This is a genomic window from Paraburkholderia fungorum (genome assembly GCF_046026025.1).
Classification (GTDB): domain Bacteria; phylum Pseudomonadota; class Gammaproteobacteria; order Burkholderiales; family Burkholderiaceae; genus Paraburkholderia; species Paraburkholderia fungorum_E.
On the sequence record NZ_JAQQFL010000002.1, the window covers coordinates 146,932 to 165,086 of the forward strand.

Below are 18,155 nucleotides of genomic sequence, written 5' to 3' on the forward strand. Positions count from 1 at the left end.
TCACGCGACCAGCATTGCGAGCGTTTCCGCAATCAATGCCGGCTTATCCTCGCCATCGATCTGCAGCTCGTTCATGACCTTGATAAGAATGCGGCCACCGCCCTTGCTCTCCGCCGACACGAGCGTCATACGGCAACGCACGCGCGCGCCCGCCTTAACCGGTGTCATGAAGCGCACTTTGTCCAGACCGTAGTTGAGGCCGGCGGACGCGTCTCCCGGAACGATGCCGATCTCGATCGCGAGGCCTCCTAACAAGGACAGGGTCAGATAGCCGTGTGCGATCGTGCCGCCGAACGGACTCTCTCGTTTTGCCCGCTCCTCGTCGACGTGAATCCATTGCCTGTCGCCGGTACACTCGGCGAACGCATTGATCCGCGCCTGATCGACCAGCACCCAGTCCGACACGCCCAGCTCGCGCCCCACGAAGTCGCCGATAGTGGCAACGCTGTAATTCGCCACGCTGTCATTGTTCATACTCATCGCTTGCACTCCCGGAAATTGGCCGGCCAATCAGGCGAACTGCTCGCGCAGCCACTTCTTGTTGGTCTTGCCGACACTCGTCTTCGCGATCGCGTCGACGAACTTCACCATCTGCGGCACCGCGTACTTCGATATCTTTCCGGACGTGCTGAACGACAGGACGTGTTGCTTGATGTCGTCCTCCGTGACGGCCGCGCCCTCCTTGAGCACGACCAGCGCCACCGGCCGCTCGCCCCATTTCTCATCCTTGATCCCGATGACGGCCACTTCGGACACGCCCTCGTATCGCGAGATCAGGTTTTCCACCTCGAGCGATGAAACCCACTCGCCGCCGGACTTGATCACGTCCTTGAGACGGTCGGTGATTTGGACGTTGCCCGTCGGATCGATACTGGCAATGTCTTGCGTATGCAGATAGCCGCCGGCCCAAAGTTGCCGGGAAGCTTCGGGATTGTTCAGATAGCCCTGCGTGAGCCAGGGTGCCCGCGCGACGATCTCGCCGGTGGCTTTGCCGTCGTGGGCGAGCTCCACCATGGTGTCGTCGACGACCCGCAGATCGACCAGAGGAACGGGTCGGCCTGTCTTGCAGCGCAGGCTGAGTTGCTCGTCGGCGCTGAGTTTTTCGGCACCGGGCGGCAGTTGTGCGAGACTGAGCACGGGGCAGGTTTCCGACATGCCGTAACCGACGAACACATCGATGCCCCGCTCCAGCGCCGCCTTGGCGAGACCTTGCGGCAACGCGCCGCCGCCGATGATGATCTTCCACTTGCTCATGTCCGTCGCCTTCCCCTCCTCGCACGAGAGCAGCATGTGCAGGATCGTGCCGACGCAATGCGAGAACGTGACGCCTTCTTCGCGCACGAGCCGTGCAAGCCGGTCCGGCAAATAGCGACCGGGATAAACCTGCTTCACACCCAGAACCGTGGCGATATACGGCATGCCCCACGCGTGGACATGAAACATCGGGGTAAGCGGCATATACACGTCGCCACGATGGAAACGCTGTCCCGAGACGGGGCTCGCCAGTGCCGCCATCAGCGTGATGGTGTGCAAAACCAGTTGCCGGTGCGTGAAGTAGACGCCCTTGGGCAGACCGGTCGTGCCGGTGGTGTAGAAGGTCGTTGCACGCGTGTTCTCGTCAAAGTCGGGAAACACGTAGCTCGTGCTGCTCGCCGACAGCATCGCCTCGTATTCGGTCGAGAATGGAATGCTGTGTGCAGCAACTTCGCAGCCTGGCTCGTCGATCCAGATGAAGGTATGCACGGTTTCCAGTTTGTCCCTGATCGTTTCGACGACCGGCAGAAAATCCGTGTGAACCAGCAGGACTTCAGCGCCCGCGTGATTGATCGTGTAGGCGATTTCAGCCGGGGACAAGCGCACATTCACGGTCTGCAACACAGCGCCCATCATCGGCACAGCGAAATAACTCTCGAGATAGCGGTGGCTGTCCCAATCCATCACCCCGACGGTGCTGCCGTGCCGCACGCCAAGCTGGTTCAAACCGTTGGCGAGGCGCGCGATACGCTCACGCAACGTCGCATAGGTCATGCGGAACTGATCGCGGTAGACGATCTCCTCGTCCTGTGCCTGAACGAACGGTGTAAGCAACAGTTGCTTGATCAGCAACGGATAAGCGTAGGCGGCGGACCCTGACGTCGTGACTTCGTCCTGCATCTGTATCTCCTTCAGTCCCAAATTGAATGGCAAGCGTGGATTGCAGGCGAATGCTGATCGGGTTGTTTTTCTCGGCCTGCTGCGATAAACGCGTTGGGATAATCATGCAAGCGTCGGGGCGTGCGAAATACCCCCTGAATGGGGGAGCGCTGCGGACACGAAAGGGGGAGAGATGAGGCGGCCGCGAATCGTCGGAGGAAACGCGGCCCAGTCAGGCGGGGAGTTAAAGCGGTGAAACTGCTGCTATGCGTTAGATCGGCGCCGCCAGGTAGGGATTCCCCTTACCCGGCTCATAGCGGTGCGCCTTGAGTTCCATGCGTGCAATGCTCTGCAGATGAACCTCGTCCGGGCCATCGGCGAAGCGCAATGCACGGCCCCACGTCCAGCTATCGGCCAAAGGCGTGTCGGGGCTCAACCCCATCGCGCCAAACACCTGCATCGCCCGCTCGCAGACGGCGGTGTGAACACCCGGCACGAGCGCCTTGATCATCGAGATCTCCTTGCGCGCCTCCTTCGCACCGACGTTGTCGATCATCCACGCGGCCTTGAGAACAAAGAGCCTCGCCTGATCGATTTCGATGCGTGACTTCGCGATCCATTCGGCGACCGTGCCATGCTCAAACAGCGTCTTTCCGAATGCCACGCGTGCCTGGGCCCGCTCCACCATCAACTCGAGCGCCAGTTCCGCGGCGCCGATCGAGCGCATGCAGTGGTGAATCCGTCCCGGCCCGAGACGCGCCTGCGCGAGCGCGAAGCCGCTGCCCTCTTCGCCGAGAAGATTCGACCGGGGTACGCGCACACCTTTGAATTCGATCTCGCAGTGTCCTTCCGGCGCGACGTGATTGACCACCGTGATATTGCGAACCACTTTGACGCCCGGTGTATCGCGCGGCACGAGAATCATGCTCTGCTGACTATGGCTCGGCGCGTCCGGATCCGTTTTGCCCATCACGATGAAGAGTTGGCAATTCGGGTGGGCTGCGTTCGTGATGAACCACTTGCGGCCGTCGATGACATAGTCGTCCCCGTCACGGCGAATCGAGGTCGTGATATTGGTCGCGTCTGACGAGGCCACAGCCGGCTCCGTCATCGCAAACGCGGAGCGGATTTTGCCATCGAGAAGGGGCTTGAGCCACGCTTCCCGCTGAGCGGGCGTGGCAAACATATGGAGCAGCTCCATATTGCCCGTGTCAGGCGCATTGCAGTTGAACACTTCGGACGCCCACGACACCCGCCCCATGATTTCAGCGAGCGGCGCGTACTCGAGATTGCTCAGGCGGGTGCCGGGTTCGTCGTCACGCAGATGCGGCAGGAACAGGTTCCACAGCCCCTCTTCGCGCGCCTGTTCTTTCAGCGTCTCCATAAAGGAGACCGGATATTGACCCGCGCTCACTTCGTCGTGCCATTGCCGGATGCGCGGAACGATATGAGTGTCCATGAACGCGCGCACCTGTGTGCGCAGCGCTTCGACCTTCGGGCTGTAGGCAAAGTCCATTTTTACTTCTCCAGAATCGTGATTGATGTCGCCGGCGCAATGGTCTGTACCAGGCGACGAGCGCTTGACTAGATCGTCAGTCCACCGTCGACGACGACGCACTCTCCATTGGTATAACTCGCGGCGTCGGACACCAGATAAAGCACCGTACCCGCCATCTCGCGAGGTTCCGCGTGACGCCGCAGCGGAATCTGCGACAACCACTTTTCGTACGTAGCCTGATCGGCGAACAATGCCCCTGCAAAGCGGGTTTTGGTCAATCCTGGGAGCAGCGCGTTCACCCGGATCCCCAACGGTCCGCACTCCTTTGCGAATGCTCGCGTCATGTTGACAATGGCGGCCTTGGTGATCGAGTAGATGCCCTGCCGGTCGCCAGGCTGCAAGGCATTGACCGAAGCCGTGTTGACGATCGCACCGCCGCCATGCTCGCGCATCAGCTTGCCCGCCTCCACGGACATGAAGAAGTAACCACGCAGGTTGACTTCCACCGTCTTTTCGAAGGACGTCAGATCGGTGTCGAGAATGTGACCAAAGTACGGATTGGTCGCCGCGTTGTTGACGAGGATGTCCAGACGGCCATGCCGTGCGCGAATGTGCTGAAAGATCGCGAGAATGTCCTCGACACGCCCCACATGGCACGCGTGCGCTTCCGCGCTCCCACCCGCTTCCCTGATCGTGCGCGCGACGGATTCGCAATCTGCCAGCTTGCGGCTCGACACGATCACGTGGGCGCCCTGTTCGGCGAGCAGCCTGGCGATCTCTTCGCCGATTCCGCGGCTGGCACCCGTCACCAGCGCTATTTTTTCTTTCAGATCAAATAAATTAGTAGTCACGATCAGCTTTCCTATGTCTATGTTCTGGTTCCGCGCCTGCCTTCAGATCAGCTCGGTGCCCATTCTGGCAAGCGCCCCAGCCATGTTGCCCACCTGGCGCGCCTTTTCATTCGATGCGTTACCGCCCAGGGCACGTTTTTTCACGCCCTGGGCGATAGCGGCAAGCCTGAAAAAGCAGAACGCGAGGTAGAAATTCCAGTTCTCGATCGACCCAATGGCCCGCAGCCCGCAATACCGCTCGACAATCGCCGCCTCGTCCGGCACGCCCAATACCGCCCGATTCAGGCCTGCGAGTCCGGCGATATGGCTGCCGGGCGGGAGCCGCAAACACATGCAGAAGTACGCGAGATCAGCCAGAGGATTGCCGAGCGTGGAGAGCTCCCAGTCGAGAACGGCACGAACTTGCGGCGCATCGCGCATGAAAATGAGGTTGTCGATACGAAAATCGCCGTGTACAAGCGAAGGCTTGCCGGTTTCCACCGGGCAGTGAGCCGGCAGCCATTCGATCAGCGACTCCATCGCTTCCAGCACATCGGTTTGCGCGGCGCGATATTGTTTGGTCCAGATATCGATCTGACGCGCGAAATAGTTGCCCGGGTGGCCGTAGTCCGACAAGCCGGCTTCGTCGATATCCACGTCGTGGAGCGCCGCCATCGTGCCGATCAAGGCGTCGTAGATCGCGCCGCGTTCCTCGACGGGCACTTCCGGCAACGCCGGATTCCAGAAGATTCGCCCGTCTTCGTAGCTCATCACGTAAAACAGGCTGCCGATGACGTCACGGTCCTCGCAAAGATGCCAGGCGCGCGCGACAGGGACCGGAGTCCGGCCCAGCGCCGACAGCACGCGAAACTCGCGATCGACGGCATGGGCGGACTTGAGCAACACGCCGGGAGGTTGGCGCCGCAGCACATAGCGACCGCTTTGCGCGTTCAAAAGAAACGTCGGATTAGACTGTCCGTCGGGAAATTTCTCGACGGACAACGGTCCATGAAACCCGGGCACGTGCGCCGTCAGATAACGTGCGAGGTGTTCAGTGTCGAATTGAAGCGGAGCGTTCATGTTGTCTCCCGCCGGGCCGCCCCAAGGGGGACAACCGCCCCCTCGGGGGGCAGCGAACGATAGTGAGCGTGGGGGTGGTTCATCTTGTCTCCCGCCGGGCCGCCCCAAGGGGGACAACCGCCCCCTCGGGGGGCAGCGAACGATAGTGAGCGTGGGGGTGGTTCATCTTGATGGGGATATCAACCGTAGGTGACAAATTCACGCCTCCCGGCATGTTCGAGATGAGGCACTGAATTGAAGCTGACCAGCGACATCGCGTCGTGGTTGAAGACGTATTGGCAAATGCTGCTGTTCCGGATCTGCAGGTTCAATGCAATCGCAGTGGCCGCGGGCGTCTGCAGAACCTGTTGAGCGGTTACCGCGATCGGACCGCCCGAACTCACCACCAGAACGCGCCCACCGCCAGCCCGCTGGATGTCGGTAAGCGCACGTTGCACACGCGTCTGGAATTGGCGCCATGTCTCTGGAACACGCCCCGGCAAGCGGTCATCGGCCCAGAGCTGCAGCACGTGTCTGAGCCCTTTGTAGAAGTCCTTTCTGGCACTTGTGGCCGACCTGTCTGCAACCAACCCCGAAGGCAAGCCCTCTTCGCCGACGGCTGCGAACAACGCCTCGAAATCGTATTCGTTCAGACCGGCGTCTTGCGCGACCTCGACTTGCGGGCCACCCATCGCGGCCAGGATTCCGTCGGCGGTTTGCCGATGCCGCTGCATCGTGCCGATGACAACACGATCGAACCGCAAGTTAGCCTGCGCGAAGTACTCGCCGAGCCAACGCGATTGGGTGCGGCCGCAAGGCGATAGCTCGTCATAGTTTTCAGCGCCGAATGACGCCTGGCCATGCCGTACAAGATAGAGTTCTGCCATGCCATCCTCGCTTCAACATGGCTAGCAGAATACCCAGCGCCGCAGCATTCAGGAAATTGATTGTTGTGATAGATGACTATAAGTTTTCGTGACACCTGGCGTGGAGGTCCCTGCTCCCTCATCGCCCCCGGCTACTGATTCATTTCCCGCATAAGCCGGGCAATCTGCTCGCGCAGCCACCGGTGAGCCGGGTCCCCGGTCACGCTCCGATGCCAGTAGCAATGAGACTGAAGATCGGGAAGATCGAACGGCAGCGCAAGGATCCGCGCGTCATACCGCTGCAGGAGCACGAGCGGAGCCGTCAGCACAAGATCGGTCCGCATCGCGATCAAGGGGGCGACCAGATAGTGTTGAACCCGCGTCTGAATCGATCGCCTGAGGCCGAGCCTGTTCAGTTCCGCGTCGACGAGACCCGACCCCTGCGGGCGGCTCGATACGTGGATATGACCGAATTTGAGGTAATCGTCGATCGTCAGCTTCTTGCGTTTGAACGGATGATCGTGGCGCAGCATGCAGGCATAACGGTCACGGCCCAGCGGCTCCTGCTCGAGGTAAGGATCGTCAATCAGCGGCGCGTCGATCGCGAGATTGACCGCCCCGCTGGCTAGCGCCTCCGGCACCTCTCTGCGCGTGGTGAAGTAGCTTTCGATACGGATGCCGGGCGCCAGTTGTTGCAACACCTCCTCCAGCGCGGGCAGAAGGAGTGCTTCGGTGAGGTCTGTCATGCTGAGGCGGAAGGTACGCTCAGACGAGGCAGGATCGAAGCGCTCTCCGACATGGGTACTCGAGTCAAGCAGTTGCAGCGCCTCGCGAATCTGGCCGATCATGTTTTCCGAAACGGGCGTCGGCATCATGCCGGCCGACGTGCTGACGAAAAGCGCGTCGTCGAATGCCTTGCGCATTCGTGCCAGCGCATTGCTGACAGCAGGCTGAGTGATGAACAGCAGTTCCGCCGCGCGCGTCAGGTTTCGCGTTCTGTAGACGGCTTCGAAGACTACGAAGAGATTCAGATCAACCCTGGACAGACGCATTCTCGATTTTTCCCCGACCCCACTCGACCCGCATTCCCCACTCCATTGACTCACGCGCATGGTTTGGCGCGGTCTCACGGAGCAACCCTGGCGAGTCTACTCCCGCGAGGGTAAGACAGCCAAACCGGGACATGAAGAGACTCCGCACGCACTTATCCCGTGCTTTTGCGCGATCGTCGAGGGGGTGATCGCATCAGGGACCACCCCGCTTGCCGCCTGAGTCCTATAAATTTTCGCGGATCATGGCGAACACGTCGGCGGATTGCCCCTGCAGCATGGCCTTCGCCGAATACAGGACCATGCCGTACGCCGCCCCCCACTCGATCTTCGGCGGCATCACAAGCGTCATCGTGTCGACCTTGACGTTCAGCAGCGCGGGGCCGGGCACGTACAACCAGGTCATCACAGCCTCTTCCAGCTCATCGGCTTTCGCCACCGTGCGCCCCCATAATCCGATCGCCTCGGCGACCTTGCCGAAGTCCGGATTTTGCAGACCTGTATAGAGCGGGAGCATGCCTTCTGATTTCTGCTCGATGTCGATAAATCCAAGCTTGCCGTTGTCGAACACGACCACCTTGACGGGCAGCTTCTCCTGCACGGCCGTCATTAGCTCACCGAACAACATGGCGAGACCGCCGTCGCCGGACATGGAAATCACCTGGCGTCCAGGCTGGCACTTTTGCAGCCCCAGCGACATCGGCAGTGCCGCCGCCATCGTGCCGTGAAGCAGACTCGAAAACACCCGGCGTTTTCCGTTCGTCTGGATGTGCCGATAAAGCCAGACGGTGGGCGTCCCGTCGTCGGCGCAGAACAGTGCATCGCTGGCCGCGTGGCGGTTGATCAGCTCGGTCAGATAGATCGGCGGAATCGTTCCGCGTTTCGATGCAACGGCTTTGGCGAGGTGGGCTTCCATCGCGCTGACATGCCGTTCGACGAGCTTGTCGCGGAACTCGGTCGACGTACGCGGTTTAAGCCGCGGCAACAACGCCTCCATCGTGGACTTGATATCGCCCACCAACCCTAGCGTAACCGGATGCCGGCGGCCGAGATGATCCGGTGCGATGTCGATCTGGACGATTTTGGCCTTCTCCGGGTAGAACTGCCGCCATGCGAAGTCGGCGCCCAGCAACAGCAAGGTCTCGCATTCGGACACCGCCAGATAGCCCGCTTCGCTGCCGATAATGCCGGTCATGCCGACGTTATACGGGTTGTCGTGTTCCAACGCGTCTTTTGCGCGGGACGTGTGCGCAATGGGCGCCTTGAGCCGCTCGGCAACCGCCAGGATTTCCGCGTGAGCGCCACGGCATCCCGACCCTCCATAGATCGCGATCTTGTCGCCGCCGGCATTGAGGATCTCGGCGACCCGGTCGAGGTCTGCGTCACTCGGCCGGACCACCGGCACATTCGTGTGGACCGAATACGGAACATCGTCGCTCGTATTGGCGTGGGCGATGTCGACCGGAACGATCAACACGGCGACGCCGCCCTTTGCGATGGCGGTCTGACAGGCAATCACCGTTTTGCGGCGCGCCTGCTCCGGCGTAATGATCATGTCGCAGAACACGGTGCACGATCCGTAGATCGCCTTGAAGTCGACCTCCTGCGGAAAGTTAAAACCGAGCTCCTCGCTCGCTACCTGGGTTGCGATCAGAATGACCGGAGCCCGATTGCGGTTCGCGTCCACCAGACCGTTAATGAAGTGAAGGCTGCCGGGGCCGCAGCTTCCCGCCACGGCCGTGAGGTTGCCGGTCAACATGGCTTCGGCTTCTGCAGCGAACGCCCCTGCCTCCTCATGGCGCACATGAACCCACTCGATGTCGCTCTCGTTGATATGGTGGGCGATGAGATTCAGCGTATCGCCCACGATCCCGTAGCAATGCTTGACGCCCGCCGCGGCGAGCGTGTCCACAATGACTTCCGCAACTTTCTTGCTCACGTCTGCTCTCCTGAAGGTGCTTCCCGGATGAAACAATCAGCCGCCGTTGCACAAGCGCAGTCCCCGAGTTCGTCACTGCCGGTCACGCTGCGCCCATCGAAGGGACAATTCACTTGCCTTGCAGCATGCGGGTCCGCCAACTGTTGGGTGACTCGCCGACCATCCGCCCGAAGACCGTCGTGAAATGCGCATGCGAACCAAAGCCACAACTGAGCGCGACGTCGAGCACGCTGAGCGTCGACGAGCGCAACAGCATCTGGGCGTGTTCGATCCTGCGCCGCAGCAGGTACGCGTGCGGCGAATAGCCGGTCGTCGAGCGGAATTGCGCGGCAAAATGCATGCGGGTCAGGCCCGTGCTGGCGGCAACATCGGCAAGTCCGACAGGCTGCGCGAGATTCGCTTCGATGAAATCGAGCGCGCGCCGCAGACGCCACGCCGGCAACGGCGCTGCTTGCCGCTCGGCCCGCGGCGCGCGCTCGGCCGCCCGCGCGAGCAGACGCGCGACGATCGCGTCGCAAACGCTGTCCGCGAAGAGCCTGCCTGATGCGTCGGCGAGCGGATTGACCTCCTCGAGCGCGGTTGCGAGCCGCTCGACCGCGACGTCGCTGAAAATGCGCGGATTTGCGATTGCCCCGAGTGGCTCCCGCAGCGCGCCCTCGGCCTCCTCGTAGCGCCTCGACAGCAGATCCGGCTCGATGAACAGATGCATGACGCGGCACGAGGTCGAATACGACGCACTGACGCTTTCGCCGGGTGCCGTGATCTGGATCGCGCCCGGCATCAGGGGACCGTCCCAGATCACGTTGCCGCCGTGCTGCAAGTGCACCGTGGCCGGCGTCAGATTGATACCGACAATACAGAAACGGTCGTCGCGGCGGCTCGACACGTCCCGCCCGTCGCCGGGCTCCCGAGCCCAGCGCGCTACAGCGATCCGGTCGCCGGCGAGGCTGCCGGCCGCCGATGGCGGCGGGCAACGCCAGGCCTGCTCGACCAGCACGACCGGATGGACGGTCACAGCCCCAGGGTCGGCGGCGAGCCCCGCCGCCTCGTTGCCGCCCGCCACATTCGATATCCTCGTGATCATGTACGCCTCTCCTGTCGATGCAGGCGATGCGCCCGCGACGAAAGCCGGCCGGCATCCTGGCCCGGTCTCGACAGTTCCTGATCTTGCGCAGTCCGGCGGCGGCGCAACATCCCCCCTTTGGGGGAGTGCGACGGGTGCGGCGTCCCTCGCTCCTTGTTCCTCGGGTCATCTCAGGTTGTCGCGACGCGGCTTGATCGCGCCCGCGGGATGGAGCCTTGCGATCGACGAGCGCAGCGCGGAATAAGCCGGTGCGACCATCGGGTAATCAGCGGGCAGGCCCCACTTCGCGCGATATTCGTCGGGGGTCATCGCGAAACAGCGCTGCAGGTGGTACTTGAGCGACTTCAGCTTGCGTCCGTCCTCGAGACAGACGAGGTAATCGTCATGCACCGAGTCCTCGATCGGCACCGCGGCCCGCTGCTGCGCAGCCGGTGCGGACGTCGTGCGCAATGCGGCCAGCGCGGCGTAGGTGCTCGAGATGAACCCCGGCAGATCAGCCGGCGGCAACGGATTGCACGACACGAAGCTCGCCACGATTTCGGCGGTGAGTTCGATCAGATCAAGGTCATCCCTCACATCCCGCCTCCCTGGTGCGTCTTCGTGCCGGCCGGGTCTCCCGGCAGGTCGTCGCTGCGATAGCCGCCACCGAGCGCGCGGGTCAGCAAGATGCCCGCCTCGATCTCGTCGCCGGTCAATTGCACGAGGTCCAGGCGTCCAACGATTACCGGCGCCTTCGCCTGCATCGCGCTCGTCCTGTCGCCGAGGCCAGTCTGGTAACCCGCCTCGGCGCTGTCGCTCGCAACACGCAACGCGTCGATGCGCTCACGCTGCAGATGCACGCGATGGTCGAGATCGTCGATCTCGCTGCCGTTCTGCGCGACGTCGCGCACCGCGTCGAGCACCGCCTGGTCGTACTGCTCGATCAGCGTGTTGCTGGCCGTGCGTGCGCCGTGCAGGTTCGCGTTCAGACGGCCGCCGTCGAAGATCGGCAGTGTGAGGCCTGGAATGAGGTTGATCTGCTGACTCGAGTGCATGAACAGGTCGCGCATTCGCAACGCGTTGAACCCAAAGAACGCAGTGATATCGAAGCTCGGATAGAACGCCGCTTTCGCCGCGTCGATCCGATCGAACGAGGCCTCCACCAGCCAGCGCATCGCCTGCAGATCGGGGCGCCGCGCGAGCAGCTCATACGACAGCGTCGACGGCAGCGAAACCGCCGGCGCGGGCAACGGCACCGGCACGATCGCCGGCAGATCGTCGGGACCCGCGCCCGCCAACGCACGCAGCGCCTCGCGCGCGTGAACGATCTGCTCCTTGCTCGCGGCGATCTGCTGGTCGATCGCGAGCAACTGTGAGCGTGCCTCGGCGCTTTGAGTCAGCGCTTCGAGGCCGCGCTCGTGCCGCGCCGATCGCGTGTCGAGCTCGAAAGCACGCACTTCGCGAAGTTGCCGCAACAGATCGAGGCTCGCGTAGGTGATCTGGATACTGTAGTAGAGCTGCGCGACGCCCGCCGACAATTCGAGCTCGGCCTGTGCCGCCTCTGCACGCCGCGCATTCTGCTCGCCGAGCGCCGCGCGCACGAGGTCGCGCTGCTTGCCCCAGATGTCGATGTCGTAGTGCGCGGTGACCCCTATCAGCCCGGTCCAGTACCACGGCCCATACGCGCCGATCGCCGGATCGTGTGACGAATACGCGCTCAGGAAGCCGTGCCCCGAAACCCGCTCGCGATCCGCACTGCCAAGCGCGGACATCTGCAAACCGGATCCCGCGCGGATCAGTTCGACCTGCGCGTGGGCCTGTGCGACATGCTCGCGTGCGATCGCGAGCGTCGGTGCATGGGCAAGCGCGAGGCCGATGAGCGTATCGAGCTGCGGATCACGATACTGCTCCCACCAGCGCGCGGACGGCCAGCCTTCGTTCGCGAGATGGATGTCGTCGGCGAGGCGGATCTGCTGCGGCGCGATCATCGCGGCGGGCGGACTGTCGTGATGAATGATCGCGCACGAGGCGAGCAACGGCAGCGCGAGAGACGCGAGCCAGTGGCCGGGCACTCGTGCGATCCGTGCGCGCGGCAGACGGTGCCGGATGAGAGCGAAGCGCGTCATCACACATCACCCCGCGTTCGCGAATTCGCCGGACGTACGTTCATCCGGCAACCAGCGTGGCAATCCGGCGAGCGCCGCATCGATCCGTTGCGCTAGCAGCTCCAGCGTTTGCCCGCCCGCCGTCCCCGCGGCCCCTGCCAGCGTCAGCGCGGCGCGCAGCCCACTCGGGTCGAGCCGCGCCGGCGTGATCGCGGCCGGCGGCTCGGTCGCCAACTGTGACGCGTATCGTTCCAGCGCGTCCGCGACATCCGACTGAAACTTCGCTGCGCGCTCCATCGCCGCACTTGCCGACGCATTGATCATCGCTTCATGATGAAACGCCTCGATCGCGACAAGCATCGCACGGCTCTGCGCAAGCACCGTCTGCGACAGCAGCGTGATACGGGTCGTCTCCCCCTCGCGCCAGTCGGGTTCGAGCGCGACACGCGCCAGCACCATCTCGCAGTCCGCGACCATGGCCCACGCTTGAACCACCGCCGCCGAATCCGTTACGCGTGGGCCGGTGAGCCCCGCCTGCGCCTCGATACGCGCCAGCGCCGCGATCTTGCGCAGTATCGACGTCAGTTGCATACGCAGGCCATCCGCTTCGCGCTCCGGCCACATCGACATCTGGATGAAGGTGGCCATACCGACACCCAGCACAATGCCGACGATCCGGTCGCGGATCTCGGTGAGATCCGACGGCGGCGAGAACGATTCGAGCAGCGCCAGCGCAAACGTAAACATGATCTGGATCCCGGCATAGGCGCTCCGCTCGGAACCCGCCGACACCCAGGCGCCGAGCGCGATCACAGGCAAGCTCATCAGCAACAACCCTGTCACGCTTTCCAGTTGCGGAATCACGAACGCGACCATGAATAAGGCAAGCGCACTGCCGATCAGGGCGCCGCTGATCCGCAGCACGCCCTGGCGGCTCGACGCGCCGAGGCTCGGCAGCGCGACCACGAGACACGTCAGCATGATCGTGTGGATACCCGGCCAGTTCACCGCGTTGTAGAACACGTAGCAGATCAGTACCGAGAACAGCGTACGCAGCGCGAAGCGCGCGTAACGCGGATTCGCAAAGACGTCCGGTTCGGGCTGTGCAGAACGCGGCGCCGCTTCCGTCGCTCTCGTCGCATTCACCGCCTGCTCCGCTTGCTCCACTTTCTCCGCTGCACTGCCGGCGGCCGCATCAGCTAGCGGCGGCTCGACGGCACCCCGGGTGGCCTCGGAGAACGCGTTGAGCGCGCGTTGCATCGCGTCGAGCGCCGGTATCGAGGTCGACACCGGCGCCTCGCGCGATACGCTCCAGTGCAGCCATTGCTCGTTGTCGCCAAGCGCGTGATCGAGCGACACGAGTTCGCCCTGCACCACGCGGATGGCATCGATCTGTCCGGCGTCGCGCGCGAGCGCATGGTCGGGCAGCACCGCCGCAGCTTCGAAGATGCGCGATACCACGGTCACGCAGGCCAACCACGCCGCGGCATCTTCCTGGCTGTAGTGGTGACGCATGGTCGAAAAGCGCAGCAGCTTCTGCAACGCCAGTGCGCCGCGCTCAAGATCGCGCGAGCCGATGCGCACGGCCGGCGCATTCGCGTCGATCATGGCCGCGAGCCGCGCACGGGCCGTCGCGAGCTGTCGCTGCGCGGCGGCGCGCAACTGCCGCTCCGGTTCGGCCGGCAGAAACAGCGTGTTGATGATCAGCGACAGGACAACTGAGTAGTTGACCGCCACCCACACCCACAGACAGTCACGCACCAGCGCTTCTGCGTTATCGGTCTGATCGGCAAAGGTCTGCGCGTAAATCACGATCAGCGAGACGAGAAAGAACACCAGCCCCAGTTTCACCACGGCCCGCATCAGATAAACGCTGCAGAAAAAGATGGCGCTTGCGATGGTGATGCGCAGCAGCGGGTAGTCGAACGTCAGCCGGTAGACGCCGATGATGCAGGCGATCGCGCAGGTCGTGCCGATCACGATACTCAACGCGACCAGGCGGGTCATCACGATGTTCGACTGCGTGACGAAGAACACCGCTATCAGCGACAACGCCAGCTCCGGCACCTGCAAGGTCATCGACACGACAATCACGATCGCGCAGCCGAGCACGCAGCGCAGGGTCACGTTGGCGCGGCCCGGGAACCCGCCCAGCTCCGAGCGCAGGAAGGCGGCCAGTTGCCCGAGCGGCCGCGGCCACGCGAGATGACGCCCGACGCCGTCGAGCCCGCTCATGACGGCGCTCCATTGGGTGTCGTGCGACTATCGCGACTATCGCGACGTTCAGGCTGCAGCACGGCGACGGCGGAGGTGCCGATCCGGAACATCCGCGGATCGGGATGATCGACCAGGATCTTCACCGGAAAGCGCTGCGCGACGTGCACCCAGTTGATGCTGCGCTGGATGCTCGGCAGACCGTTCGCGCTGCCGCCGCCGTCCTGGGGGTCGACACCGAAGCCGATCGAATCGACCGAGCCGCTGAAACGGATGCGGGTATTGCTCATCAGGTACACGGTTGCGCGCGTGCCGGGCCGGATGTTGTCGAGCTCGTTCTCGCGGAAGTTGGCGATCACGTACCAGTGCCGCGTGTCGATCAGCGTGAAGACCGGTTTTTGCGCGGACACGAATTGCCCAACAGACGTGCGCAACTCGACGACACGGCCGTCGAACGGCGCGCGCACGGTCGCATATTCGAGGTTGAGCTGCGCGGTCGCGATTTCCGCGCTCAACACCGCGCGCTGCGCGACCAGCGCGGCGACGCTGCTGACCGCCGCCTGCGCCTCGCGAGCCTGCGCTCGCGCGGCCGCAAGCTCGGCGAGCGCGGCGCGTTGCGTGGTACGCGCGCGCTCCAGTTCGTCGGCGGAGATGTAGCCCCTGCCGATCAGCGGTTCCATTCTCGCCAGCGTGTCGCCCGCCTGCTTCGCAGCGCTCTGCGCGCGCACGACTGCCGATTTCGCAGCGTCGGCGCTGAATCCTTGCGCGTTGACGGTGCGCTGCGTCAGCGGAATCTGCGCATCGAGTTGTGCAAGCGCCGCCTGGGCACGCTGCAATGCGAACTGATACGGCCGTGGGTCGATCTCGAACAGCAGATCGCCCTGCCTCACCGCCTGATTGTTGCGCACCGCAAGCGTGACGATCTTGCCGCTGACTTCGGGCGAGACGCCGATCGTGTCGGCGTACGCATAGGCGTCGTCGGTGCGCGGGACCGTACCCACGCGCCAGATCACGGCGATGAGCGCGATCACGGCCAGCACGATCAGCAGCACCGCGGGCCAGGTTCGCGGACGGTGCTTGCCTGCATCAGTGCTGTGGTCGGCGTTCATGGTCAGACGGTCGGTTGAAGATTGAAGGAGTGAAAGAGGCTAATGAAGGGCTAATAAAGGGCTTAAAAGTTGAAGCCGACGGCCCACAGCGCGATCGAAAACAGCACGGTGAGCGCCGGGTAGACGATCGCGGGCGGCGTGAGCCACGCACTGCGGCCGCTGCGCGAGAGCAGCACGTGCGCGCACGCGACCAGCAGCACGCCGCCCGCGATACAAAACAACCAGTCTGGAAAATACGCGCCCAGCACACCGACCGAAGGCGCGTCGCTGCAGCCAGTCAGCGTCGCGCACGACATCAGCATCGTCCAGGCGTGGCGCCCGGAGCGCACACCATTCAACATCGCCGTCTCCCCCTGATGGCAGGCAATGAAGCAACCTGGTTCAACGGCACGCGCGGCCGGATTTCACTGCAAACACAGGAAGCCGCCGTTCAGCGCGTCAGGTTCACTTTCGCGAGATCGATCAACTCGCCGCCGCGGCCATCCATGACTGCCTTCATCATGAAGAGTCCGAAATGCCAGGCTTCGTCAATGGTGGTCTTCGGCGGCATGATGAGTTCCTGGCGCGCGCTGACGACATCGACGAGCGCGGGGCCGTCGTGCGCGAGCGCCGCCGCGAGCGCGCCTTCGAGTTCCTGCGGTTTCTCGACGCGAATGCCCTTCACGCCCATCGCTTCGGCCATGCGCGCGAAGTTCGGATTGACGAGTTCGGTGCCGGTATCGACAAAACCCGACGCGCGCATTTCGATCTCCACGAAACCGAGCGTGCCGTTGTTCAGCACGATCACCTTCACCGGCAGCTTTGCCTGAACCAGGGTGATGAAATCGCCCATCATCATCGTGAAGCCGCCGTCGCCGGACATCGAGATCACCTGGCGGCCGGGATACGCCGCCTGAGCGCCAATCGAATGCAGCATCGCGTTCGCCATCGAGCCGTGATTGAACGAACCGACCAGCCGGCGCCGGCCGTTCAGCTTCAGATAGCGCGCTGTCCATGCGATCGGCGTGCCGACGTCGCAGGTGAAGATCGCGTCGTCGGCCGCGAGCTGGCTCACGAGCCGCGTCACGTACTGCGGATGGATCGTCGTGCTCGACGGATTGCTCTCGGCGAGCGCGTCGAGATCCTTGCGCGCCTGCCGGTAATGCGCGAGCGCGCTGTCGAGATGGGACGAATCGGTCTTGTCCTTGAGGACCGGCAGCAACGCGGCAAGCGTGTCCTTGACCGTCCCGACCAAGCCAAGATCGAGTGAACAGCGGTTGCCGAGCGCATCGGGCCGCACGTCGATCTGCGCGATCTTCGCGTGTTCCGGATAGAACTGCCGGTAGGGAAAATCCGTGCCGAGCAGCAGCAACAGGTCGCATGCTTTCATCGCGGCGTAGCCCGACGCGAACCCCACCATGCCCGTCATGCCGACGTCGTACGGGTTATCGTGTTCGATGTGCTCCTTGCCGCGTAGCGAATGCACCACGGGCGCCTTGAGGCGCTTTGCGAGTTCGACCACGTCGTCGTGCGCGCCCGCGCAGCCCGCACCACACATCAGCGTCACGCGCGACGCTGCGTGCAGCATATCCGCGAGGCGTGAGATATCCTCGTCGGCCGGACGCAGCACGGGCGGGGCCGACGGCACCAGCCAGGGCGCAACCTCGGCGCTCGTGGGCGACAGCGCGACATCGCCCGGAATCACAACGACCGCCACGCCGCGCCGCCCTACCGCGATCCGCATCGCACGGGTCAGGATCTGCGGCAACTGGCCGACGTTCGAGACGAGTTCCACATAGTGGCTGCACTCCTTGAACAGGCTTTCCGGATGTGTCGCCTGAAAGTAGTCGATGCCGATCTCCGAGCTGGGAATGTGCGCGGCGATCGCAAGCACGGGCACACCGCTGCGATGGCAATCGAATAGCCCGTTGATCAGGTGCAGGTTGCCCGGTCCGCAACTGCCGGCGCACACCGCCAGTTGACCGGTGAGATGCGCTTCGGCGCCGGCCGCAAAGGCAGCGCCTTCCTCGTGGCGGACATGGACCCAGTCGATCTTGCCGGAGCGCCGGAGGGAATCGGTGATGCCGTTCAGCGAATCGCCCACGACGCCGTAAATGCGCTTCACGCCGGCCTGTGTCAGCGCATCGACCAGATAGTCGGCTGCCGTGGTCATGATGCCTCTCCGGTGGATCCCTTCAGCATCTCGTTCTCCCGGTAACGAGGCGTGCAGGCACATGTGCCACGGCCTCGGGTTGCCATACGAGCATGGTGTCGCGGCTCGTCCGGGTGTGCTTTAGGAATCGCACGGTGA

At 63.4% G+C, this 18,155-nt stretch carries 15 protein-coding genes; all 15 read right to left on the bottom strand.

The window, feature by feature from the left end; all coding sequences use genetic code 11:
- The 15 genes from PQR67_RS02805 to poxB all read right to left on the bottom strand — a co-directional run bounded on the left by PQR67_RS02805 (position 1) and on the right by poxB (position 18,017).
- Positions 1-480 (bottom strand): MaoC family dehydratase, encoded by a 480-nt coding sequence (locus PQR67_RS02805; protein WP_408454143.1) that lies wholly within the window; start codon positions 478-480, stop codon positions 1-3.
- A 30-nt stretch (positions 481-510) separates the two neighbouring features.
- A complete protein-coding gene (locus tag PQR67_RS02810; protein ID WP_408454146.1) occupies positions 511-2,154 on the bottom strand; it encodes a fatty acid--CoA ligase in 1,644 nt (547 codons plus the stop codon).
- A gap of 250 nt (positions 2,155-2,404) precedes the next feature.
- Complete coding sequence (locus tag PQR67_RS02815) at positions 2,405-3,649, bottom strand: acyl-CoA dehydrogenase family protein (protein ID WP_408454148.1); 1,245 nt, start codon at positions 3,647-3,649, stop codon at positions 2,405-2,407.
- Positions 3,650-3,717: 68 nt separating this feature from the next.
- Positions 3,718-4,482, bottom strand: coding sequence for an SDR family oxidoreductase (locus tag PQR67_RS02820; RefSeq protein ID WP_408454151.1), 765 nt, complete (start codon positions 4,480-4,482; stop codon positions 3,718-3,720).
- Positions 4,483-4,524: 42 nt separating this feature from the next.
- Positions 4,525-5,541: a phosphotransferase gene (locus PQR67_RS02825; RefSeq protein WP_408454154.1), complete on the bottom strand. Its 1,017-nt coding sequence runs from the start codon at positions 5,539-5,541 to the stop codon at positions 4,525-4,527.
- A 179-nt stretch (positions 5,542-5,720) separates the two neighbouring features.
- Positions 5,721-6,407 carry a histidine phosphatase family protein gene (locus PQR67_RS02830; protein ID WP_408454156.1) on the bottom strand — a complete coding sequence of 229 codons (687 nt, stop codon included), beginning with the start codon at positions 6,405-6,407 and terminating at the stop codon, positions 5,721-5,723.
- Between the two features lie 131 nt (positions 6,408-6,538).
- The gene (locus PQR67_RS02835) at positions 6,539-7,438 is read right to left on the bottom strand and encodes a LysR family transcriptional regulator (protein ID WP_408454159.1); all 900 of its coding nucleotides are present in this window, start codon (positions 7,436-7,438) and stop codon (positions 6,539-6,541) included.
- A 223-nt stretch (positions 7,439-7,661) separates the two neighbouring features.
- Positions 7,662-9,374 (bottom strand): thiamine pyrophosphate-dependent enzyme, encoded by a 1,713-nt coding sequence (locus PQR67_RS02840; protein WP_408454162.1) that lies wholly within the window; start codon positions 9,372-9,374, stop codon positions 7,662-7,664.
- A gap of 109 nt (positions 9,375-9,483) precedes the next feature.
- On the bottom strand, positions 9,484-10,458 hold the full coding sequence (locus PQR67_RS02845; protein ID WP_408454164.1) for a helix-turn-helix domain-containing protein: 975 nt from the start codon (positions 10,456-10,458) through the stop codon (positions 9,484-9,486).
- 165 nt (positions 10,459-10,623) lie between these two features.
- Positions 10,624-11,034 carry a Ros/MucR family transcriptional regulator gene (locus PQR67_RS02850; protein ID WP_408454167.1) on the bottom strand — a complete coding sequence of 137 codons (411 nt, stop codon included), beginning with the start codon at positions 11,032-11,034 and terminating at the stop codon, positions 10,624-10,626.
- On the bottom strand, positions 11,031-12,563 hold the full coding sequence (locus PQR67_RS02855; RefSeq protein ID WP_408454170.1) for an MdtP family multidrug efflux transporter outer membrane subunit: 1,533 nt from the start codon (positions 12,561-12,563) through the stop codon (positions 11,031-11,033). The genes PQR67_RS02850 and PQR67_RS02855 overlap by 4 nt, the downstream gene beginning before the upstream one ends.
- Before the next feature lie 6 nt (positions 12,564-12,569).
- Positions 12,570-14,777 carry an FUSC family protein gene (locus PQR67_RS02860; protein ID WP_408454173.1) on the bottom strand — a complete coding sequence of 736 codons (2,208 nt, stop codon included), beginning with the start codon at positions 14,775-14,777 and terminating at the stop codon, positions 12,570-12,572.
- Entirely contained in the window at positions 14,774-15,865 is a 1,092-nt protein-coding gene (gene mdtN, locus PQR67_RS02865) for a multidrug transporter subunit MdtN (RefSeq protein ID WP_408454176.1), read from the bottom strand. The genes PQR67_RS02860 and mdtN overlap by 4 nt, the downstream gene beginning before the upstream one ends.
- Positions 15,866-15,927: 62 nt before the next feature.
- On the bottom strand, positions 15,928-16,206 hold the full coding sequence (locus tag PQR67_RS02870) for a YtcA family lipoprotein (RefSeq protein ID WP_408454179.1): 279 nt from the start codon (positions 16,204-16,206) through the stop codon (positions 15,928-15,930).
- An 89-nt stretch (positions 16,207-16,295) separates the two neighbouring features.
- A complete protein-coding gene (poxB, locus tag PQR67_RS02875) occupies positions 16,296-18,017 on the bottom strand; it encodes a ubiquinone-dependent pyruvate dehydrogenase (RefSeq protein ID WP_408454182.1) in 1,722 nt (573 codons plus the stop codon).
- Positions 18,018-18,155: the final 138 nt, after the last annotated feature.